Annotated in this window: 20 protein-coding genes; 3 read left to right on the top strand and 17 right to left on the bottom strand. The window is 66.0% G+C overall.

Annotation, left to right across the window (positions count from 1 at the left end; translation table 11 throughout):
• From VD972_RS23840 to VD972_RS23830, 3 genes are all read left to right on the top strand, one after another.
• The coding region (locus VD972_RS23840; RefSeq protein ID WP_324990698.1) for a vWA domain-containing protein at nucleotides 1-1,002 on the top strand (1,002 nt) is incomplete at its 5' end.
• A gap of 6 nt (nucleotides 1,003-1,008) precedes the next feature.
• Nucleotides 1,009-2,409: a hypothetical protein gene (locus VD972_RS23835; RefSeq protein WP_324990696.1), complete on the top strand. Its 1,401-nt coding sequence runs from the start codon at nucleotides 1,009-1,011 to the stop codon at nucleotides 2,407-2,409.
• Nucleotides 2,410-2,521: 112 nt separating this feature from the next.
• Nucleotides 2,522-3,124 carry a hypothetical protein gene (locus VD972_RS23830; RefSeq protein WP_324990694.1) on the top strand — a complete coding sequence of 201 codons (603 nt, stop codon included), beginning with the start codon at nucleotides 2,522-2,524 and terminating at the stop codon, nucleotides 3,122-3,124.
• 15 nt (nucleotides 3,125-3,139) lie between these two features.
• On the opposite strand, the gene VD972_RS23825 is transcribed toward VD972_RS23830, so the two are convergent.
• From VD972_RS23825 to secE, 17 genes are all read right to left on the bottom strand, one after another.
• Complete coding sequence (locus VD972_RS23825; protein WP_324990693.1) at nucleotides 3,140-4,141, bottom strand: carbohydrate kinase; 1,002 nt, start codon at nucleotides 4,139-4,141, stop codon at nucleotides 3,140-3,142.
• 21 nt (nucleotides 4,142-4,162) lie between these two features.
• A complete protein-coding gene (gene recO, locus VD972_RS23820; RefSeq protein ID WP_324990691.1) occupies nucleotides 4,163-4,897 on the bottom strand; it encodes a DNA repair protein RecO in 735 nt (244 codons plus the stop codon).
• An 8-nt stretch (nucleotides 4,898-4,905) separates the two neighbouring features.
• Nucleotides 4,906-5,292 (bottom strand): helix-turn-helix transcriptional regulator, encoded by a 387-nt coding sequence (locus VD972_RS23815; protein ID WP_324990688.1) that lies wholly within the window; start codon nucleotides 5,290-5,292, stop codon nucleotides 4,906-4,908.
• 12 nt (nucleotides 5,293-5,304) lie between these two features.
• Nucleotides 5,305-6,057, bottom strand: coding sequence for a social motility TPR repeat lipoprotein Tgl (gene tgl / locus VD972_RS23810; protein WP_324990687.1), 753 nt, complete (start codon nucleotides 6,055-6,057; stop codon nucleotides 5,305-5,307).
• A gap of 25 nt (nucleotides 6,058-6,082) precedes the next feature.
• Nucleotides 6,083-6,547, bottom strand: coding sequence for a social motility and stimulation tgl protein (locus tag VD972_RS23805; RefSeq protein WP_324990685.1), 465 nt, complete (start codon nucleotides 6,545-6,547; stop codon nucleotides 6,083-6,085).
• 23 nt (nucleotides 6,548-6,570) lie between these two features.
• Nucleotides 6,571-7,269 carry a hypothetical protein gene (locus VD972_RS23800; RefSeq protein WP_324990683.1) on the bottom strand — a complete coding sequence of 233 codons (699 nt, stop codon included), beginning with the start codon at nucleotides 7,267-7,269 and terminating at the stop codon, nucleotides 6,571-6,573.
• A 129-nt stretch (nucleotides 7,270-7,398) separates the two neighbouring features.
• Nucleotides 7,399-8,133 carry a lytic transglycosylase domain-containing protein gene (locus VD972_RS23795; protein ID WP_414654108.1) on the bottom strand — a complete coding sequence of 245 codons (735 nt, stop codon included), beginning with the start codon at nucleotides 8,131-8,133 and terminating at the stop codon, nucleotides 7,399-7,401.
• The gene (locus VD972_RS23790) at nucleotides 8,130-8,477 is read right to left on the bottom strand and encodes a phasin family protein (RefSeq protein WP_324990679.1); all 348 of its coding nucleotides are present in this window, start codon (nucleotides 8,475-8,477) and stop codon (nucleotides 8,130-8,132) included. The genes VD972_RS23795 and VD972_RS23790 overlap by 4 nt, the downstream gene beginning before the upstream one ends.
• 144 nt (nucleotides 8,478-8,621) lie before the next feature.
• Complete coding sequence (locus tag VD972_RS23785) at nucleotides 8,622-9,047, bottom strand: hypothetical protein (RefSeq protein WP_324990677.1); 426 nt, start codon at nucleotides 9,045-9,047, stop codon at nucleotides 8,622-8,624.
• A gap of 170 nt (nucleotides 9,048-9,217) precedes the next feature.
• Nucleotides 9,218-13,432, bottom strand: a complete 4,215-nt coding sequence (gene rpoC, locus VD972_RS23780) for a DNA-directed RNA polymerase subunit beta' (RefSeq protein ID WP_324990676.1) — start codon at nucleotides 13,430-13,432, stop codon at nucleotides 9,218-9,220.
• Nucleotides 13,433-13,554: 122 nt separating this feature from the next.
• On the bottom strand, nucleotides 13,555-17,781 hold the full coding sequence (rpoB, locus tag VD972_RS23775) for a DNA-directed RNA polymerase subunit beta (protein WP_324990674.1): 4,227 nt from the start codon (nucleotides 17,779-17,781) through the stop codon (nucleotides 13,555-13,557).
• Between the two features lie 180 nt (nucleotides 17,782-17,961).
• A complete protein-coding gene (gene rplL, locus VD972_RS23770) occupies nucleotides 17,962-18,339 on the bottom strand; it encodes a 50S ribosomal protein L7/L12 (RefSeq protein ID WP_324990672.1) in 378 nt (125 codons plus the stop codon).
• Nucleotides 18,340-18,431: 92 nt separating this feature from the next.
• Nucleotides 18,432-18,953: a 50S ribosomal protein L10 gene (gene rplJ / locus VD972_RS23765; protein WP_324990670.1), complete on the bottom strand. Its 522-nt coding sequence runs from the start codon at nucleotides 18,951-18,953 to the stop codon at nucleotides 18,432-18,434.
• A gap of 381 nt (nucleotides 18,954-19,334) precedes the next feature.
• Complete coding sequence (gene rplA, locus VD972_RS23760) at nucleotides 19,335-20,048, bottom strand: 50S ribosomal protein L1 (RefSeq protein WP_324990668.1); 714 nt, start codon at nucleotides 20,046-20,048, stop codon at nucleotides 19,335-19,337.
• 31 nt (nucleotides 20,049-20,079) lie between these two features.
• The gene (gene rplK / locus VD972_RS23755) at nucleotides 20,080-20,526 is read right to left on the bottom strand and encodes a 50S ribosomal protein L11 (RefSeq protein ID WP_224248662.1); all 447 of its coding nucleotides are present in this window, start codon (nucleotides 20,524-20,526) and stop codon (nucleotides 20,080-20,082) included.
• 94 nt (nucleotides 20,527-20,620) lie between these two features.
• On the bottom strand, nucleotides 20,621-21,178 hold the full coding sequence (gene nusG, locus VD972_RS23750) for a transcription termination/antitermination protein NusG (RefSeq protein ID WP_324990665.1): 558 nt from the start codon (nucleotides 21,176-21,178) through the stop codon (nucleotides 20,621-20,623).
• Nucleotides 21,171-21,332 carry a preprotein translocase subunit SecE gene (secE, locus tag VD972_RS23745; protein ID WP_324990700.1) on the bottom strand — a complete coding sequence of 54 codons (162 nt, stop codon included), beginning with the start codon at nucleotides 21,330-21,332 and terminating at the stop codon, nucleotides 21,171-21,173. Before secE ends, nusG begins: the two co-directional genes overlap by 8 nt.
• Nucleotides 21,333-21,337: the final 5 nt, after the last annotated feature.

The following is a 21,337-nucleotide window of genomic DNA, read 5'->3' as shown; positions in this document are numbered from 1 at the left end:
GGCCGCGGCGAGGCCGTGCCCGCGGTGGCTCCGCCGCGCCTGTCTCCCGTCGAGCTGCTCCCTCCCAGCGTGGATCGCTCCGTCACCCGGCGCGTCGAGGTCCGCGATCCGCCCGCCATCCCCGCCGTGCAGGTGGATGTGCAGCGCCAGGCGGACGGCATCGTCGACATCCTCTGGGTGGTGGACGACTCCGGCTCGATGACGAACCAGCGGCAGACGCTGACCAACAACTTCGCGCGCTTCCTGGACGAGCTGCTGGCGCTCCAGGTGCGCTTCCACATCGGCGTCATCTCCACGAACCACAATGATCGGGGCACGCTGCGCGGCGCCACGAAGATCATCACCAACGACACCCCCAATCCGCGCCAGGTCTTCCTCGACAACACCACGTTCCCCAACGCCTCGCGCGCGCGCCTGGAGCAGGGTCTGCGGATGATGGAGCTGGCGCTCACCGAGCCCAACCTCAGCGGCGCCAATACGGGCTTCCTGCGCCCCAACGCCGCGCTGGTGGTGATCGCCGTCACGGACGAGGATGACAGCTCCTATGGTGATCCGGCCTACTACGCGCGCTTCCTGCGCAGCCTGAAGCAGCCGGGCAACGAGAACCTCTCCTCGCTGTCGATCATCGGTGGCACGACTCCGGATGGCTGCTTTCCGCCGGGCGAGGAGATCTACTTCGGCGGCCGGGCCGATCCGGCCTTCCGCTACAGCAGCGTGGCGACGAGGACGGGCGGGGTGATCGGCTCCATCTGCGACGCGTCCTTCGAGGCCACGCTGGTGAAGATCGCCGCCGCCCTCAACACCCTGCGCCGCGTCTTCCCGCTGTCGCTAAAGCCGGACCCCGCCACGATCACGGTGCTCGTCAACGGAAACCCGGTGCCCAAGGACGTGGTGAACGGGTGGCAGTACCGCACGGACACGCAGAGCATCACCTTCCTGGGCAACTACGTGCCGCCTCCGGGTGCGACGCTGCGCTTCGAATACGCCATTGCCTTCCCCTGAGGCCCCGTGAACCGCTCCCCCGCCCTGCTCCTGCTTGCGTCCCTGGCCCTGGTAGGCCTGTCGGCCTGCGCGCGGACGGCCCTCACGCCCGAGTGCCCTGTCGGCTACGTCTCCAACGGAGACACGTGCGAGTGCCTCACGGATCAGGCCTGTCCCACCGGGATGCGCTGTGAGGCGGGCGTGTGTGCCTGCCGCGACACCGCGTGCTGTCCGGAGGGCCACGAGTACTCCGCCTCGAGCGAGTCCTGTGTCTGCCGGGATGACTCCTGCTGCCCGGTGGGCCACGTGTGGAACGCCGAGGAGAGCCGCTGCGAGTGCGGCGATCAGGAGTGCTGCCCCTCCGGCTACACCTTCGACACCCAGGCGGGCGGGTGCGGCTGCACCGCGGACAGCTGCTGCCCCGTGGGCTTCCGGTACGATCCGCTGGCCGAGCGCTGCGTGTGCAACTCGGACGACTGCTGCCCGGTGGATCACCGCTACGATCCCGAGCGCAAGGACTGTGTCTGCGCGCGCTCCTCGTGCTGCCCGCCGGATCACACGTATAGCGCCGCCGTGAAGGCATGCGTGTGCAATGGGGACGCGTGCTGCCCGGCGGGGTACCGCAAGGATCCCGCCAAGGAGCGCTGCGTCTGCATCAGCGATGCGGCGTGTGGAACGGGCAGGTTCTGTGACGCTGCCTCGGGTGGCTGCCTGTGCCGCGACAACTCGGGCTGCAAGGCGGGCCAGTACTGCAACGGCCTGGGGTTCTGCCAGGCGCTCGGCAGTTGCACGACAAACGCCGACTGCCCCTCGGGCAACTTCTGTGACGTCACCACGGATCGCTGCCTCCCCAACGGGCCCTGCACAATCGACGAGCACTGCGGCTTCGGCCAGCTCTGCGATCCGCAGACGGCGCGCTGCCGCCCGGGGTGCCGCCGGGACGCGGACTGCCCGGACAAGATGGCCTGCGAGGGCGGCCAGTGCCGCGAGTTCTGCCGGATCAACGCCAGCTGCGACGTGAACCTGTTCTGTTCTGCGTCCGGGGGAGCCTGTGCCGCCCGCTCGAGCCGTGTGGACTGCAGGGACTGCACGGGAGCCTCGGGTCTCTGCGGCTCCGGCGCTTCGTGCCTGACCTTCATCAGCGAGGGGCAGACGCGGAACTTCTGCGGGACGCACTGCACCAACAACGAGGACTGCCCCTCTGGCTTCGACTGCACCGAGGTGATCTTCTCCTGCACCACCGGCGAGGGCGGCTCCTGTCCCCCTGACAGTGCCGCGCCCGGACAGGCCTTCACGTGCAAGGGCTTCCAGGTGGAGAACGAGACGGGCACCCGCTTCTACTGCTCTGACGCGACGGGTCAGCCGCACGTCTACATCCAGGCCTGCGCACCGCTGGCCGGGTTCTGCCCTGCCACGGAGCTGCCCTGAATCTCACGGGCCATGAGATGACGCAAACCGTCAAAAGCCAGTGACTGTGGGCGCTTAGGACGCGAGGTGGGGAGGCACGTAACTTTTCCCCACTTTCGCCGTTAATAGAAGTGTGACCGCCATCAATCGTTGGAACCGGAGTCCTCAGTTCGATCGAGTGGGTGAGCTGCTGGACGGTGTTGCTCCCGCTCAGAACCGGCAGTGGGAGCGGCCTCCCGTCGAAGCCGTCTCCGGGGTCCAGAACCGGTTCCAGGACGGGTTCGACGCCGCCCACAAGCGGCTCCAGGATGGGTTCGAGCCAGTGGGCAAGCGGCCCCCGGTGGAGCTCAGCACGATCGACAAGCTGCTGACGAGTGAGGCCTTCCAGCAGCGCCTGCAGGAGACGCTGGAGGGGACCTCGGCCCGCGCCCAGCAGGTGAAGCAGGTCGAGTCCACGTACCAGGCCTTCTGGAAGGACTCGCAGGACTTCTCGGTGCGCAGTGGCCCTGCCCTGAGCGTCCCGGAGCCGCCGCGCTATCAGGCCCCGGCGGAGACAGCGTGGAAGGGCCGCGTGCTGACGGTGCCCGAGTTCAAGGCAACGACGGATGACCTGCCCGAGACCGCGCGCGTGCAGCAGACCGCGCAGGCCTCGGCCGCGACACTGGAGGCCCGGCGCGTCGCGGCGATCACGGAGCAGCCCTTCTCGCTGCTCGGACGCGTCGCGCTGCGCGGCTGATCCTGGCCTCCAGGCTCAGCGAGGCCGCAAGTCCCGGGGCATCTGATCGGCAACCTCGGCCGCGCGCGGAAGCCCGGCGACGGCGCCCAGCCGCTCGACCACACGCGAGCCCACCACGCACGCAAAGGTGGCCAGCTCCGTGAGCGACTCCTGGGTCGCCCCGAGCAGCGCCCGCGCGTCCGTGTACCGGCGCGTCAGCCCGTACAAGAAGGCGGACACGAAGCCGTCTCCGGCCCCAGTGGTGTCCACGACGCGGGTGGGCGGCGCGGGTACATGGACCACCTCGCCCTGCCAGAGAAAGGCCGCACCCTTCTCTCCCAGCGTCACCACGGGCAGTACGACGCCCATGCCGCGGAGGAACTCCAGGGCGTCGCGAGTGCCTGTGTACCCGGTCACGAAGGGCATCTCCTCCTCGGACAGCTTCACGACGGTGCACAGCGGCAGCAGCTGCTCCAGGACACCCTTGGCCTCGCGAGGATCGGCCCAGGCGTGGAGGCGCAGGTTGGGATCACAGCTCACGATCCGCCCCTCCTGACGCACGCGCTCCACCGCCCGCCGCACCGCGCTGCGGGCCTCGGGCAGGTGCAGCGAGTTGGAGCCCCAGTGCAGCACGCGCGTCCGCCCGAGGAAGTCGGGATCCACGTCCTGCTCGCCCAGGAGGAACTCCGCCGAGCGCGTCCGGAAGAAGGTGAAGCTGCGCTCCCCGCGTGCATCCAGCGAGATGAAGACGAGCCCTGTGCGAGCCTCGGTCGTCTGGCGCACGTGGCTCACGTCCACGCCCTCGGCGGCGATGCGCTCGCGCAGGAAGTGGCCGAACTCATCCGAGCCCAGCACGGACACCAGGCCCGAGCGCGCGCCCAGCCGGGCCACCCCGACGGACACGTTGGCCAGCGAGCCGCCCACGCAGGGCGCCCAGGAGGACACCTCACGCACCCGGCGCCCGGTCTCCGAGGGGAGGAAGTCCACCAACGTCTCGCCCATGCACACCACGTCGAGCGGTGGCGTTGCGTCTGCCATGGCTGCCCCTCCCGGCCTGCGTCAGTCCAGCCCCACCTGGGCCATGAAGTCCACGCTCTTGAGGCGCCGGCCGAGGTGGTGCGAGATGAAGATGTTGAGGAGGCCTCGGGCGCGGGCTCTCAGCTCCGGGGGCAGCGGCGTGCGGTGCCCCTCCTGCAGCGAGCGCAGGCCCATCAGCAGCGCGGGAGGGATCGCCACCGCGTCCCGGGCCCGTCCGCTGCACGGCTCGCACACCGCGCCACCGTGGGACTGGTCGAAGCGTGGGCGCTCGCCCGGCTCCCCGCCACACAGGGCGCACGCATCGAAGCGCGGCATCAGCCCCGCGTGGGCCAGGGCGGACAGCTCGAAGGCGAGCAGCGACGTAGGGCCCGCCTCCTTGGCATCCAGCCGGACGAGGTACTCCTCCAGCAGGGCGAACAGCTCCGGCTGGGGCTCATGGTCCCGAGTCAGCTCGCGGCACAGCTCCACGGCGTAGAGGGCGCGCGCGATCAGCGCCAGATCCTGCCGAGCCGTGTAGTAGCCGGCCTGGATGTCGGCGGAGTCCAGGCGCACGGTGCTGCCGCGGGTCTCCACGATCTGCACCCGCAGGCGCATGAAGGGCTCCAGCGCGCCGGCGAAGCGTCGCTTGCTCTTGCGCGCCCCCGAGGCGAAGGCCGTGAGCTTGCCATGCTCGCGGGTGAGGAGCGTCACCAGGCGGTCCGCCTCACCGTAGTCCGTGGTGGACAGCACCAGCGCTTCATCGACGAACCGCTCCATGGCCTCTCTCAACCCCCGAAGGGGCGCGCAAGCTTCCCGGTCGCCACCAGGAAGGCATACACGCCGAGCACCAGGACGAGCAGCACCACCGTCAGCACCCCATACGCGCGCCGGCGCCGCTCCTGCTCGAGTGCCGCCGGAGTGGGAGCGGGGGTGGCCTTGTCCACCTCCTCGTAACGAAGGACTGCCTCCTCAGGCGCCAGCCCGATGACGTGCGCATAGGCCCGGATGTAGCTCAGGATGAAGACCCGGGCCGGCAGCCGCTCCACCTGCCCTTCCTCGAGCGCCGCCACCAGACTTGGGGGGATCTTCGTCACCCGGGAGATGTCCTCGCGCGACATCCCTCGCAGCTCGCGCTGCTGGGAGAGGTATCTGCCGAAGTCGACGTGGTCCACAGGCGTCCCAGATTACAGGTGCTCCCGCAGACGGCGGCACTCTTCCTTCAGCGCCTGCTGAGCCGCCTTGGTCTCGCAGGTCTCCAGGCGCTCCCGAGCGGTGTCCGCCTGGCCCTGCTTGGCCAGGCACACGCCCTCGCGCATGTAGGCATCCGCCACCTCGGGGCACTGCTCGCGGTAGTGGCCGAACTGCTTGCAGGCCTCCTCCGTGTTGCCCGTCTGCTCGTGGATGAGGCCCAGGTTCTTGAACCCCAGGCAGAAGTTCGGGTTGAGCGTCACCGAGGCCTTGATGTTCTCCAGCGCCTTCTCGGTGTCGCCCTTCTTGTAATAGGCCCACCCCATGTTCCCCTGGGCGATGAAGGGCGTGGGGTAGAGCATGTCATTGAGCACCTGCTCGTAGAGCTTGATCGCCTGGTCGTACTGCCCCTGGTCCAGGTACACGTTGGCCAGGTTCGTCCGAGCCTCGGAGAAGGTGGGCCGCACCTCCAGCGCCTTGTTGTAGTGCTCGATCGCCTCCGCATGCCGCCGGAAGGACAGGTGCAGCAGGATGCCCAGGGCGTTCTGCGCGTCGGCGTTGTCCGGATCGGTCTCCACGGCGCGCTGGAACTCGCTCAGCGCCTCCTGGATGTTGCCGTTCTGCTGGGCCTGCAGGCCCAGGTTGTAGCGGATCTCGGAGTTCTGCCGCTCCTTCTCCGTGGGGACGTGCTTACAACCAGAGAGGATGAACGCGAGCGCGACGGACCAGGCCAGGGAGACACGGAACATGGAGGGAACTCGGGGCTGGGAGGGTTCAGAACGCGGCGAGGAAGCGGCCCAGGGTGGCGGCGGCGTTGCGCTTCTCCTCGACCTTCTTGGCGACGGCCGGCACCTGCTTGGGATCCCGGAAGAAGACGGGCAGTGTCTTCAGCAGATCCTCCTGTGTCGCCTGCGGCAGGGAGCGCCAGTTCGAGTTGTCCATCATGAAGCCCATGGACTCGACGAAGGCCAGCGCCTCGCCCTCCTCGCCCAGGTACTCCTCGAAGCTCGTGTTGCGCTTACCGGAGACGTACACCGCGCAGTCGGCGGCCTCGGACAGGTACAGGTAGATGAAGGTCGCGAAGCCCGTGGAGCCACGCAGTCCCAGGATGAACGCCTGTGCCGGACCCGCCGGCTTGCCTGGGATGAACAGGTGCGGCGAGTTCAGCGACGTATGGAGCGCGATCACCTGCTCGCGGCTCGCGGGCAGCCCGCGATATCTCTCGTCGATATTGAACAAGGAACCAGCCGCCTCCTCGGGCGCTATCGTGTGGTGAGCGTGAACTCCTCGGATACATTCTTCGTGTCCGCGGCCGTGCGCTGGAAGCGGATGATCGGGTTGTCGATCATCACGTTGTCCCCACCCACATTGCCCTCTCCAATGATGACCTTGAAGTAGTGCTGAGGCGAATAACTCTTCCGGTCTCCTGCTCCCACCTTGTGTGCACTGAGCAGGATGATGTTCTTTCCCGGCTGGAGATGACGGGTGACCTCCGTGATGATTTGCTCCTCGTTATTCCGGAGTTTCCGAATCCACTTGGAGTTGATGTAGAGGTCAACATCGTACTCTGACATGCCCGGAACCGCCTGCTCCGTCACCAGCCAGTAGCGCCGGGTCAGCATCGGGGGCCCCTCGGGCTCAGCAGGCGGCGGCGTGGCTGCCACAGGGGGCGTCGCGGGAGGGGGAGCCGTGGGAGCCTGAGCGGCCGGGGCCGGGGGCGCGGCTACCGGCGCTGGGGTGGGCACGGCGGACGGGGGCGACATGACCCGAACCGCGTAGCCGGACGCGTCGATGTGGACATCGCCCTTCTCGTCGATGCGGACGGTGGCCTTCTCGAACTTCTGGTTGGTGACCCCATCGATGCGGACACCGTTGAGGTACACGGAGCCGGCCAGCGCCGTGATGGGCACAACAAAGGCCGCGAGCGCGAAGAGGGCGGCGGACAGAATCGAGCGATGCATGCGCGTTTCTCCTGGAAATCCTCAAAGGTCCCAGGAACTTGCAAGCCCCTTACCGCACCCTGCGGGACCGGACAAGGCGCGCGTACACGAATGTGAACGCGCAAGACAGCCGGGCATTCACCACCCGGATCAGGGGGTGGGGGGCTCCTTGCCGTCTTCACGCTGGGCCAGCGCCCAGTCTCCTCCCAGTCCCTCCCCCTCTCGGAACCGCCGGAAGTCACGCTTCACCAGCCGGGGGTAGCGGCGGAAGGCCTCCAACTCCCCCTCCTTGATGGCCTTGCGGATGCGGGTAGGGCCCGCGTTGTAGGCCATGAGGGCGAACTCCAGATCCCCGGCGAAGCGATCCTGCAGGTTGCGCAGGTAGCGGATGCCCAGGCGCACACAGAGGGCGGGATCCGCCGCCACCTCCTCGCGAGACAGCCTCAGGCCCTCCTTGCCAGCCAGGAAGTGGAGCGTGCTGGGCTTGATCTGCATCAGCCCGCGAGCCCCCTTCATGGAGATGGCCTCCTCCTCGAAGTCCGACTCCACGTCGATGAGGGCCAGGATGAGCAGCGGGTCGTAGTTGGACTTCCGGGCCTCTTCTGCGATGGCCTGGCCCAGCTGGCGACGCAGGGTCAGGCCCAGGTCCGGGGCCCGCTTGGCCAGGACCGCGTCAATCAAGGCCGCGTCATGGGAAGTCGGCTCGGCCAGAGCCACCCCTGACACCACGGGCGTGGGCGCCGGCTCACTCAGCACGGGGATGATTCGGGCGGAGACAACGAGCGCCAGCCCTGCAAGCAACGGGAGCTTCGCGCAGCCAGAACTCAAGGAGTGAAGCCGGGCCAGCCACCTACCGCCCAGAGCCGCCGTGGGCGGGGGCCTCACTTCTGGCGCCCCAGGGCGTCGATGCGCTCTGACAGCCGGTCCAGCCGCGCCTCGAAGTCCTGCAGATCCTCTCGCCGGGGTACCTTCAACCGCGAGAGCGCCCCACGGACAGCCACCTCGACGGAGTGCTCCAGGTCCTTCCGGTGCCCCACCAGCCGCTCGGTGAACTCGCGCGCGTGGCGCTTCACCTCGTCCTGGCTCCACCCCGCCGTGGTGGCCACCTTCTGGAGAGTCCGGTTGACCTCCTCCTCAGCGGTGGAGACCGCGAGCAGCGCCTGGCTCCACACCCGCTCGAACGCCTCTGCGACGGCGTGCTTCTCTCGGGGGGCCTCTGGCTTGTCCATGCGGTCACTCCGGGAGTACGCCCAGGCCGGAAAAGCCCGGGACCAATGAAAACGTGACCAGGAAGTAAGCACAGCCCGGTTACGAAGGGAACGGCAGTTTCCAACCTACCCTTCCCTTCGTTGACTGACAGATGGACCGATGCGTTACGGAGCGGACACGCGGGAGGTGGCCCGGGAGGTCACCTTCTTCACCGAGGCCGGCAGGATCTGATCCAGCTTCTTCGACAGCCGGGACAGCTCGCGGTTGAGCTCCTTCACCTGGGCCTGGCTGGCGACGCCCACGGCCTCCACGGCCCGCGTCTGGATCCCATCCAAGCGCTTGCGCAGCTCGGAGCTGACCTGCGTCGCCTTGCGGCCCAGCTCCTTCACCTTGCGGTTCTCCAGCAGCGCGTCCGGGTTGATCTGCCCCAAGAACTTTTCCACCTCGCGAGCGGGGCCGCGGCTGCGAGCCTTGAGGGTGCGAAGCACCTTCCCCGCCTCGTGCTCGATTCCCTCGAAGCGCTTCTGCGCGCCCTCGAGCTGCTGCTTCACGAACGTCTCCAGGTTCCGCGACTTGCCGTTGGTGGCCATCTGCGTCTCTCCTTGTGGGTGTGTCCGTTGATTGACGTGACGCGTCAAACTAACGCGCCGCATCATTCACGTCAAGTCGGGACGCCCGAGGCTCAGGCGAAAAAGCAACCGCCGCCCAGGCACGAGGCCGGGGCGGCGGAGGAACTTCAGGCCTCAGGCCCCAGGAGCCGCTAGGCGGCGCCGGTGGTCTGGGTCTCGGAGCGAGACGTGGGCGGCTGCAGGGGCGCCGAGTCCCCGTGAGTGGCGGCCAGGGCGGCCTCCATCTCGTTGACCTCGTCAGTCGGGCTCTCCACCTCAATGTCAAGGTGCTTGTAGTTGGGCAGGCCCGTGCCGGCGGGGATGAGCCGGCCCATGATGACGTTCTCCTTGAGGCCGCGCAGGTAGTCCACCTTGCCGTTGATGGCGGCCTCGGTGAGCACCTTGGTGGTCTCCTGGAAGGAGGACGCCGAGATGAACGACTCGGTGGAGAGCGAGGCCTTGGTGATGCCGAGCAGCAGCGGCTCGCCCACGGCCGGGCGCTTGCCCTCGGCCATGATCTTCTCGTTCTCCTCCTCGAACACCCACTTCTCGACCTGCTCGTCGACGAGGAAGTTGGTGTCGCCCACCTCGGTGACGCGCACCCGGCGCAGCATCTGCCGGACGATCGTCTCGATGTGCTTGTCGTTGATCTTCACGCCCTGCAGTCGGTAGACCTCCTGCACCTCATCCACCAGGTAGCGCGCGAGCTCCTTCTCGCCCAGTACCTTGAGGATGTCGTGCGGGTTGGCGGAGCCATCCATGAGCGCCTCGCCGGCCTTCACGCGGTCACCGGAGTGGACGCTGATGTTCTTGCCCTTGGAGATCAGGTACTCCTTGGCCAGGTCCGTGCGCGCCTCGCCATTCACCTCGGGGGTGATGATGAGCTTGCGCTTGCCCTTGGTGTCCTTGCCGAACGACACCACGCCGTCGATCTCCGCGATCGCCGCCGCGTCCTTCGGCTTGCGCGCCTCGAAGAGCTCGGCCACGCGGGGCAGACCGCCCGTGATGTCCTTGGTCTTCGTGGTCTCGCGAGGCACCTTGGCGATGACTTCGCCCGGGTGGATCTCGTCGCCGTCGTTGACGGTGATGATCGAGCCCTGCGGCAGGAAGTAGCTCGCCGGGTTCCTGGAGCTAGGCAGATCCTTCACGTTGCCCTGGGCATCGCGGATGGCGATGCGCGGGCGGGCCTCGGGATCCTTGGACTCGATGACCGTGCGGCGGCTCAGGCCCGTCACCTCGTCCAGCGCCTCGCTCATCGTCACGCCTTCGATGATGTCATCGTAGCGCACGACACCGCCCACCTCGGTGAGCAGCGGGATGGCGAACGGGTCCCACTCGGCCAGGAGCGTCCCCGCCTCGATGCGCTGGGTCTCCTTCACGAGGATGCGGGCGCCGTAGATGACCTGGTAGCGCTCGCGCTCGCGACCGCTGTCGTCCACCACGACGAGCTCACCGTTGCGGTTCATGGCCACCAGGGTGCCATCGTTCTTCTGCACCGTGGTGAGGCCGGCGAACTTCACCGTACCGGCGTACCGGTTCTCGAGGCTGGACTGCTCTGCGCGCCGCGTCGCCGCGCCACCGATGTGGAAGGTGCGCATCGTGAGCTGGGTACCCGGCTCGCCGATGGACTGCGCCGCGATGACGCCCACGGCCTCGCCGATGGAGACCTTGCGGCCACGGGCCAGATCACGGCCGTAGCACTCCACGCAGATGCCGCGCTTGGCCTGGCAGGTCAGCACCGAGCGGATCTTCACCCGGTCCAGACCGCTGTTCTCGATGCGGCGGACGCGATCCTCGTCGATCTCCTCGTTGGCGCGCACCAGCGCCTCGCCGGTGACGGGATCGAGGATGTCGTCCAGGGCCACGCGGCCGAGGATGCGCTCACCAAGAGGCTCGATGATCTCGCCACCCTCCACCAGGGCGCCGATGAAGAGGCCGTCCATGGTGCCGCAATCGTACTCGTTGATGATGGCGTCCTGCGCCACGTCCACGAGACGGCGGGTGAGGTAACCGGAGTTGGCTGTCTTGAGCGCCGTGTCCGCCAGACCCTTACGAGCGCCGTGCGTCGAGATGAAGTACTGCAGCACCGAGAGGCCCTCGCGGAAGTTGGCCGTGATGGGCGTCTCGATGATCTCGCCGGAGGGCTTGGCCATGAGGCCACGCATACCGGCCAGCTGGCGGATCTGCTGCGCGGAGCCGCGGGCGCCGGAGTCGGCCATGATGTAGATGGGGTTGAACGAGGGCTGCTTGCGCGTCTCGCGCTTGCCGTCCTTGCCCTCACCCGAGGCCTCCTCCTGCGAGATCTGCTGCATCATCTCGCCGGCGACCTTCTCGGTAATCTCGGCCCAGATATCGATGACCTTGTTGTAGCGCTCACCGTCGGTGATGAGACCCTCGAGGTACTGGTTCTCGATCTCGGCGACCTCCTTGCGAGCGAAGTCCAGGAACTCCTGCTTCTTGGCAGGAATGACCATGTCCTTGAGCGCGATGGAGATACCGGCCTTGGTCGCGTTGGTGTAGCCGAGGCTGCGGACGCGGTCGGCCAGAAGCACCGTCTCCTTCTCACCGGTGAGGCGGTAGCACTGGTCGATCAGCGATCCGAGCGACTTCTTGTCGAGCACCTTGTTGATGGCGTCGAAGCCGACCTTGCGCGGGACGATGTCCCACAGCAGGACGCGACCCACCGTGGTCTCCTTGCGCTTGCCGTCGATGCGGCAGACGACCTTCGCCTGCAGGTGCACCTCGGTGTGGTCGTACGCGGCGCGAACCTCCGCGGGCGAGGAGAACACGCGGCCCTCGCCATGGGCGAACTCACGGGCGCGCGTCATGTAGTAGATGCCGAGCACCATGTCCTGCGTGGGGACGATGATGGGCTTGCCGTGCGCGGGGCTGAGGATGTTGTTGGTGGACATCATCAGCACGCGGGCCTCCATCTGAGCCTCGATGGAGAGCGGCACGTGGACGGCCATCTGGTCACCGTCGAAGTCCGCGTTGAAGGCGGCGCACACCAGCGGGTGGAGCTGGATGGCCTTGCCCTCGATGAGGACGGGCTCGAAGGCCTGCATGCCCAGACGGTGCAGCGTGGGGGCGCGGTTGAGGAGCACCGGGTGCTCGCGGATCACGTCCTCGAGGATGTCCCAGACCTCGGGGCGCTCCTTCTCCACCATCTTCTTGGCGCTCTTGATGGTGGTGACGTACCCCTTCTCCTCGAGCTTGTTGTAGATGAACGGCTTGAAGAGCTCGAGCGCCATGATCTTGGGCAGGCCGCACTGATGGAGCTTGAGCTCCGGGCCGACCACGATCACGGAGCGGCCGGAGTAGTCCACGCGCTTGCCGAGCAGGTTCTGGCGGAACCGGCCCTGCTTGCCCTTGAGCATGTCGGACAGGGACTTCAGCGGCCGCTTGTTGGGGCCGGTGATCGTCTTGCCGCGGCGGCCGTTGTCGAACAGCGCGTCCACGGCCTCCTGGAGCATGCGCTTCTCGTTGCGGATGATGATGTCCGGCGCGTTCAGCTCCTGCAGCCGCTTGAGGCGGTTGTTGCGGTTGATGACGCGGCGGTACAGATCATTCAGGTCGGACGTGGCGAAGCGGCCACCATCCAGGGGAACCAGCGGGCGCAGGTCCGGCGGGATGACGGGGATGACGTCCAGCATCATCCACTCGGGCTTGTTGCCCGAGGAGCGGAAGGCCTCAGCGACCTTGAGGCGCTTGGCGTACTTCTTCCGCTTGGCCTCGCTGTTGGTCTCGCGCATGTCCTTTCGCAGATCCTCGGACAGCTTCTCGATCCCGATGGACTTGAGCAGCTCACGGACGGCCTCGCCGCCCATGCCCGCAGTGAACGAGTCCTCACCATGCTCCTGGAAGAGCCGGTGCATCTTCTCCTCGGACACGAGCTCGCCCCTCGTCAGCGGCGTCGCCTTGGGATCGAGGACGATGTAGCTCTCGCAGTAGAGGACCTTCTCCAGCTCCTTCAGGGTGATGTCGAGCAGGTTGCCGATGCGGCTCGGCAGCGACTTGAGGAACCAGATGTGGGCCACGGGCGTGGCCAGGGTGATGTGGCCCAGGCGCTCACGACGCACCTTAGACTGAATCACCTCCACGCCGCACTTCTCGCACACCACGCCACGGTGCTTCATGCGCTTGTACTTGCCGCAGTTGCACTCGTAGTCCTTCACGGGGCCGAAGATGCGGGCGCAGAACAGGCCGTCCCGCTCCGGCTTGAAGGTGCGGTAGTTGATGGTCTCCGGCTTCTTCACCTCACCGTGAGACCACTGCCGGATCTTGTCCGGCGACGCCAACGCGATGCGGATGGCGTTGAACGAAAGCGGGTCCTTCGGCTTCTCGAAGAAGTTGAAAATGTCCTTCACGTTGCCTCCAAAATCTCTCAGTGGGAGCGCCTCAGGCGCTCCTGCGTTGCGGGCCCGTGCCGCCACTCAGCTGGGACGCCCGCCCCTCATGGGAGCGGGCATCCAGCGGGGCGGCCCTCCGTCTACGCCTCGGTGCCGGTCTTCCGGTCCTCGCCGTCACCACCACCGCCGAAGTCCGCTCCGAACGAGCGCTGACGCTCGGGCGGCGCGCTCTCGAGCAGCTCCACGTCCAAGGCCAGCGACTGGAGCTCCTTGAGGAGCACGTTGAACGACTCGGGCAGACCGGACTCCAGCACGTTGTCACCCTTGACGATGGCCTCGTACATGCGCGTGCGGCCCACCACATCGTCCGACTTAACGGTGAGGAACTCCTGCAGCGTGTACGCGGCACCGTAGGCCTCCATCGCCCACACTTCCATCTCTCCCAGACGCTGGCCGCCGAACTGGGCCTTGCCGCCCAGGGGCTGCTGCGTGACGAGCGAGTAGGGCCCGATGGACCGCGCGTGGATCTTCTCGTCCACCAGGTGGTGCAGCTTGAGGATGTACATCACGCCCACGGTGACGTTCTGATCGAACGGCTCACCCGTGCGCCCGTCGAAGAGCACCATCTGGCCCGAGCGAGGCAGCCGCGCCTCGTCGAAGAGCGAGTGGATCTCCGTCTCGCGCGCGCCGTCGAACACCGGCGTTGCGACGTGGATGCCCTTCTTCAGCCGCTGGCAGAGGAGCTTGACCTCGTCATCCGGCAGCGTGTCCACGAAGTCACCGAAGGCCTTGTCGTCGTAGACGACCTTCAGCTGCTTCTTGAGCTGCTCACCGGAGTAGTTCTCGTCGATGTAGCGCTGGAGCTGCTCGCCCACGCCCTTGGCCGCCCAGCCCAGGTGCGTCTCGAGGATCTGCCCAATGTTCATACGGCTGGGCACACCGAGCGGGTTGAGGACGATGTCCACCGGACGGCCATCCTCCAGGTACGGCAGGTCCTCCTCGGGGAGGATGCGGGACACCACACCCTTGTTCCCGTGGCGGCCGGCCATCTTGTCGCCCACGGCCAGCTTGCGCTTGATGGCGACGTACACCTTCACCATCTTGATGACGCCCGGCGGGAGCTCGTCGCCCTTCTTGATGCGGGCGATCTTCTCGCCGAAGGCCAGCTTCACGGCCTCCTTGGTCTCCTCGAGGTTCTTGAGGATGTCGCGGATGCGGCCGTCCAGCGGATCACCGACGGAGATCTCCGCCCAGTACTTGTAGGGCACCGTGGCGAGCAGCTCGTCGTTGAGGATGTCCCCCTTCTTCAGGAGGATCTTGCCCTTGTCGTCCACGAGCTTGCCCTGGGCCTCCTTGCTACGGAGCAGCGCGCGGATGCGGCTGAAGCCGCTGTCCTGGAGGACCTTGATCTCATCGTTCTGGTCCTTGAGGAGCTTGGCCTCTTCGGCAGACTCGATCTGCTTGGCGCGCTCGTCCTTCTCCACGCCCTTGCGGCTGAAGACCTTGGCGTTGATGACGGTGCCCACCACTCCGGGGGGCACGCGCAGCGAGCTGTCGCGCACGTCGCCGGCCTTCTCACCGAAGATGGCGCGCAGCAGCTTCTCCTCGGGAGAGAGCTGGGTCTCGCCCTTCGGAGTGATCTTGCCCACCAGCACGTCACCGGGCTTCACCTCGGCGCCGATGCGGATGATGCCGCTCTCGTCCAGGTCCTTGAGGGCCTCCTCACCCACGTTCGGGATGTCGCGAGTGATCTCCTCCTTGCCCAGCTTGGTGTCACGCGCGATGCACTCGAACTCCTCGATGTGGATGGACGTGAAGATGTCCTCCTTGAGGATGCGCTCGCTGATGAGAATGGAGTCCTCGAAGTTGTAGCCCTGCCACGGCATGAACGCGACCACGACGTTCTGGCCGAGCGCCAGCTCGCCGGTCTCGGTCGCCGGGCCATCCGCGATCACGTCGCCCTTCCTCACCCGGTCGCCCTTGCGGACAATGGGCTTCTGGTTGAGGCACGTGTTCTGGTTGGACCGCTGGTACTTGAGCAGGTTGTAGATGTCCACCTCGGAGGACACGTCGCTTAGGCTCGCGGGCGTCTCCGCCTTGACCACGATGCGGCTGGCATCCACGGACTCCACGATGCCGTCGCGGCGGGCCACGCAGGTGACGCCGGAGTCGCGGGCGACGATCGCCTCGATGCCGGTGCCCACGAGCGGAGCCGCCGTGCGCAGCAGCGGCACGGCCTGACGCTGCATGTTGGAGCCCATGAGCGCGCGGTTCGCGTCATCGTTCTCGAGGAACGGGATAAGCGAAGCGGCCACGGACACCAGCTGGTTCGGCGACACGTCCATCAGGTCCACGTCCTCGGCCTTGGCCTGGACGAACTCACCCCCGCGGCGGGAAGAGACGAGCGCGTTGACGAACTTGCCCTTCTTGTCCATCTCCGCGTTGGCCTGACCGATGGTGTGCTTCTCCTCCTCAAGCGCCGAGTAGAAGGCCACGTCGCCCGTCACCGAGCCCGCCTCCACCTTGCGGTAGGGCGTCTCGACGAAGCCAAACTCGTTGACGCGGGCGTAGGTGGACAGCGACGCGATGAGGCCGATGTTCGGGCCTTCCGGCGTCTCGATGGGGCAGATGCGGCCGTAGTGCGTCGGGTGCACGTCGCGCACCTCGAAGCCCGCGCGCTCGCGGGTGAGGCCGCCGGGCCCGAGCGCCGACAGGCGCCGCTTGTGCGTGACTTCGGAGAGCGGGTTCGTCTGGTCCATGAACTGCGACAGCTGGCTGGACCCGAAGAACTCCTTGATCACCGCCGTGACAGGCTTGGCGTTGATCAGGTCGTGCGGCATGAGCGTCTCGATCTCCTGGAGGCTCATGCGCTCCTTGATCGCGCGCTCCATGCGGACCAGACCAATGCGGTACTGGTTCTCGAGCAGCTCGCCCACCGCGCGCACGCGCCGGTTGCCTAGGTGATCGATGTCGTCGATCGTCCCCTTGCCGTTCTTGAGGTCCACCAAGTAGCGGATGACCTCGAGGATGTCGCGCTTGGTGAGGATCTGCCCGTCGAGGGGCTCCTCGATGCTGAACTTGAAGTTCAGCTTGAGGCGGCCGACCTTGGAGAGATCGTAGCGCTCGGGGTTGAAGAACAGGTTGCTGAAGAGGTTGGTAGCCGTCTCTGGCGTGGGCGGATCACCCGGGCGCAGGCGGCGGTAGATCTCCATGATCGCCTGCTCGGGCGTCTCGATCTTGTCCATCATCAGCGTCTCACGCAGGTACGGACCCACGTTGAGGTTGTCGATGAACAGGACCTTGAACTCCTTGATGCCGCGCTTGAGGAGCTCCTCCACCTTCTCCTGGCTGACCTCCTCGTTGCACTCGAGGATGACCTCGCCCGTGTTCTCGTCCACCACGTCGTAGGCGGACACCTTGGTGAAGAGCTCGTCCGCGTCGATGGGCAGCGTCTTCATCTTCGCCGCCTCGAGCTTCTTGATGGCGGCGCGCGTGAACTTGCGGTTCTTCTTGACGATCAGGTCGCCCGACTTGGTCTTGATGTCGCGCGTGGCGCGCTGACCGGGCAGCAGCTCCAGCTCCACCGACTTCTCGAACTCGGAGGCGCTGTGCAGGTAGATGGTCTCGGTGGCGTAGTAGTAGTTCAGGATCTCCTCAGTGGAGCCCCGGAACTCGAGCGGGTTCTTCTTGGCGGTATCGGACACCGCGCCCAGCGCTCGGATGAGCACCGTGGCCGGCAGCTTGCGGCGCCGGTCGATGCGCACGTACAGCAGATCCTTGTGGTCGAACTCGAAGTCGATCCACGAGCCGCGGTACGGGATGATACGGGCGTTGTAGAGCAGCTTGCCAGACGAGTGGCTCTTGCCCTTGTCGTGGTCGAAGAAGGCACCCGGACTGCGGTGCAGCTGGCTGACGACCACGCGCTCGGTCCCATTGATGATGAAGGTGCCGTTCTGGGTCATCAGCGGGATCTCGCCGAAGTAGACCTCCTGCTCCTTCACATCGCGGATGGACTGGGCTCCGGTCTCCTCGTCCTTGTCCCAAACGACCAGGCGGACGACTACCTTGATGGGCGCGGAGTACGTCATTCCGCGCTGGTGGCACTCATCAACGTCGTACTTCGGCTTCTCCAGATGGTAGCTGACGAACTCCAGCGAGGACGTCTCGTTGAAGTCACGAATCGGGAACACCGACTTGAAGACACCCTGAAGGCCGATGTCCTCGCGCTTCTCGGGGGCGATGTCGGCCTGGAGGAACTTCTCGTAGGACTGCTTCTGGATGTTGATAAGATTGGGAATGTCGATGATCTTCGCGATCTTCGCGAAGGTCTTCCGCACGCGGAAGTTGTTCTGGATCTGCGTCGGCATTCATTCTCCGGGGACGGGCACTGCTCGGGCGGGCAAACTTCAGTAACGCGCGGTGGCGTCGGGAAATTTGGATTCTTCAAATGGGCAAAGCCGGCACCCCCTTCTAGGGAGCGCCGGCCTGCTCATCCGGTCAGGTAAGCGCCTGGAAACTTCCCAAAACCAGGCGCCTCCTGAAAGGAGCTACTTGACCTCGACGGTGGCGCCAGCCGCGACGAGCTGGTCCTTGATCTTCTTGGCGTCGTCCTTGTTGACGCCCTCCTTGACCGTCTTGGGCGCGCCCTCGACCAGGTCCTTGGCCTCCTTCAGGCCCAGGCCGGTGATGGCACGGATCTCCTTGATGACGTTGATCTTGTTGGCGCCAGCGTTGGCGAGGATGACGGTGAACTCCGTCTGCTCCTCGACCGGAGCAGCGGGGCCGGCAGCAGCCGGGCCAGCAGCGACGACGGCGGCGGCGGCGGAGACGCCCCACTTCTTCTCGAGCTCCTTCACCAGGTTCGCCGCCTCCATGACGGTGAGCTGGGAGAGCTGGTCAATCAGCGCATTCAGGTCTGCAGCCATTGAATTCTTCCTTCTGAGTTCATCTAACCGGCGAGCACCCTCAGGGTGAGCAAAGACCGGTGGGTTGGTAGTGGGAATGCTTCTCGATTCGTTTACTTGGACTCGCCCTTGTCAGCATTGGCCTGGAGGACCCGCGCCAGCTGCTGCCCGGGGGCCGCCAGCGTCCGGACCAGCTTGCCCGCCGGCTGGGTCAACATCCCCAGCAGCTGAGCACGCAGCTCCGGCAGTCCCGGCATCTTCGCCAGGGCCTTCACGCCCTCGACGTCGACCTTCCGGCCCTGGACGACAGCGCTCCGGATCTTGATCGTCTCCAAGTCCTTGATGAACTCGGTGAGGATCTTGGCCGGGGCCGCGACGTCTTCGTAGCTGATCGCCAATGCAACCGGCCCCGTGAAGTCGTCGGAGATGACCTCCACCGACGTCCCCTTGGCCGCCCGCCTGGCGAGCGTGTTCTTGATGACCTTGTACTCGACCTTGCTCTCGCGGAACTTCCTGCGGAGCTTCGTCACGGTCTCCACGTCCAGCTTGGAGAACTCGGCGACGATGGCGGTCTGTACTCGCTGAAACTTCTCAGTGAGCTCCTTGATCACTTCTTCCTTCTCGCTCTTCAGCACCTTGACTCACCTCCTCACTGTGCCCACCTGTTGGGTGGGCTTGATGCCTGGGCCAAAGCGGCAGAGCGAGAGGAGCCCTCGAGAGGCACCACACCGCACCTCCAAGTCTCGGCAGGGCTGACCTTGCGGTCGTTTGAACTGGAGAGAGCGCCGCACCATCCGACCGGTTGGCCGGTTGCCAACGGAGGGTGCACCGTCTCCCCAGTCCCTGCTGTCTGGGACCAGGGTTGGACGCCCCGTCTAACGACATGGCGTCCGAATTGCAGAAGCCGGGGCCTATATCCCCGGCTTCTTCAAAGATCCAGTCTTTTCTGAACGAAAACTGTTCGGTCCCTGACAGGCGGGCCTGAGCGAGCCGTCGCCGAGCCGACAGCTCACCGGCTAGCGGTGGCGGGCGAGGATCTCGTTCGTGTCGATCTTGATGCCTGGCCCCATGGTGGTGGAGACGGCGATCCCCTTCAGGTAGACGCCCTTGGCGGTGGCCGGCTTGAGCTTCATGACCAGGTCCACCAGGGTGTTGAAGTTGGCCTCAAGCTTATCGGCTGGGAAGGAGGACTTGCCCATCTTCACGTGGACGATGCCGGCCTTCTCGGCGCGGAACTCGACCTTGCCTCCCTTGGCGTCGGAGACAGCCTTCTTCACGTCCATGGTCACCGTGCCCACCTTGGGGTTGGGCATGAGGCCGCGAGGACCGAGCACCTTACCGAGCCGGCCGACCACGCCCATCATGTCCGGGGTGGCGATGACGGTGTCGAAGTCAAGGAAGCCACCCTCGATGCGCTTGGCGAGCTCATCCCCACCGACCACGTCCGCGCCGGAGGCCTCGGCCTCGGAGGCCTTCTCGCCCTTGGCGAACACGGCCACGCGCACGGTGGCGCCGGTGCCGTGCGGGAGCACCACGGCGCCACGAACCATCTGGTCCGCGTGCTTCGGGTCCACACCCAGGTTGATGGCGACGTCGACGGTCTGGTCGAACTTGGTGGCGCGGGCCTCCACGGTCTTCTTGAGGAGCTGGAAGCCCTCGGCGATGGGGTAGCGCTTGTTGCGGTCCACGAGAGCGGAGGACGCGGCGAACTTCTTGGCAATCTTCGGCATGACAGGAATCCTTTCGAAGGGAGGGCGTCGGCTAGCCGACGACGTCGATACCCATGGAACGCGCGGTGCCGGCGATGGTGTTCATCGCCGCCTCGAGAGAGGCCGCAGTGGTGTCCTGGATCTTCTTCTTGGCGATCTCCTCGAGCTGCTTCCGGGTGATCTGCCCCACCTTCTCCTTGCCCGGCTTCTTGGCGCCCGAGCCCTTCTTCTTCTCCGTGTGCAGGCCCGCCGCCTTCTTGATGAGGATGGCCGCCGGCGGCGTCTTGAGGATGAAGGTGAAGGAGCGATCCTGGTACACGGTGATGATCACCGGGATGATCAGACCCTCCTTGGCCTCCGCCTGGGTCTTGGCGTTGAACTGCTTGCAGAACTCCATGATGTTCACGCCCTGCTGACCGAGCGCGGGACCGATCGGAGGGGCGGGGTTCGCCTTGCCGGCGGGAATCTGCAGCTTGACCTGTCCTGTGACCTTCTTCATGAGCTGACAACTGCCTTTCGATTGGGTGGTCCGAGCGGGCCTTTGACGAGGACCCTCCCACCCTGAGCTCCGCGGCCAGGAGCCGCGGAAGGGGTTAGCCGGTGGTCTTCTCCACCTGCATGAAGTCGAGCTCGACAGGAGTGGCGCGTCCGAAGATGCTCACGAGTACCTTCACGCGGCCCTTCTCCGGGTTGACCTCTTCCACCGTGCCGTTGAAGTTGGCGAAGGGCCCGTCGATGACGCGGACGGTGTCGCCCTCCTCGAACTGGACCTTGGGCTTCGGCTTGAGGGTGCCCTCAGAGATCTGCGAGGTGAGCCGCGCCACCTCGGCATCCGAGATGGGCGTTGGCTGCTGGTTCTGCGCAGTGCCCGGAAAGCCGGTGATCTTGGGCGTGTTCTTCACCAGGTGCCAGGTGCGATCATTGAGATCCATCTGGACGAAGATGTAGCCCGGGAAGAACTTGCGCTTGGAGGTCTTCTTCTCGCCCTTCACCATCTCGACGACCTGCTCCATCGGGATGAGAATCTCGCCGAACTGTTCACCCAGGCCTTCGAGCTTCACCTTCTCTTCGAGGCTCTTCTTCGCCTTGTTCTCGAAGCCCGAATAGGTATGGACGGCGAACCAGCGCTTGACAGGCTTCTCTTCAGCCATTGACCTTCCCCCACACCAGCGGCAGCCAGTCGACCATGAGCTTGTAGGCGAGCGTGTCGATGCCGAACAGCATCACCGCCGCGACGAGGGAGGCGACCACCACCGCGAAGGTGGAGACGCGGGTCTCCGCCCAGGTCGGCCAGGTCACCTTCATCAGCT

This window comes from Hyalangium sp., from assembly GCF_035629615.1.
In the GTDB taxonomy this organism is placed as follows: Bacteria; Myxococcota; Myxococcia; order Myxococcales; family Myxococcaceae; genus Hyalangium.
The sequence above is the reverse complement of the archived record's forward strand: the minus strand, read 5'-3'. Positions and strand labels throughout refer to the sequence as shown.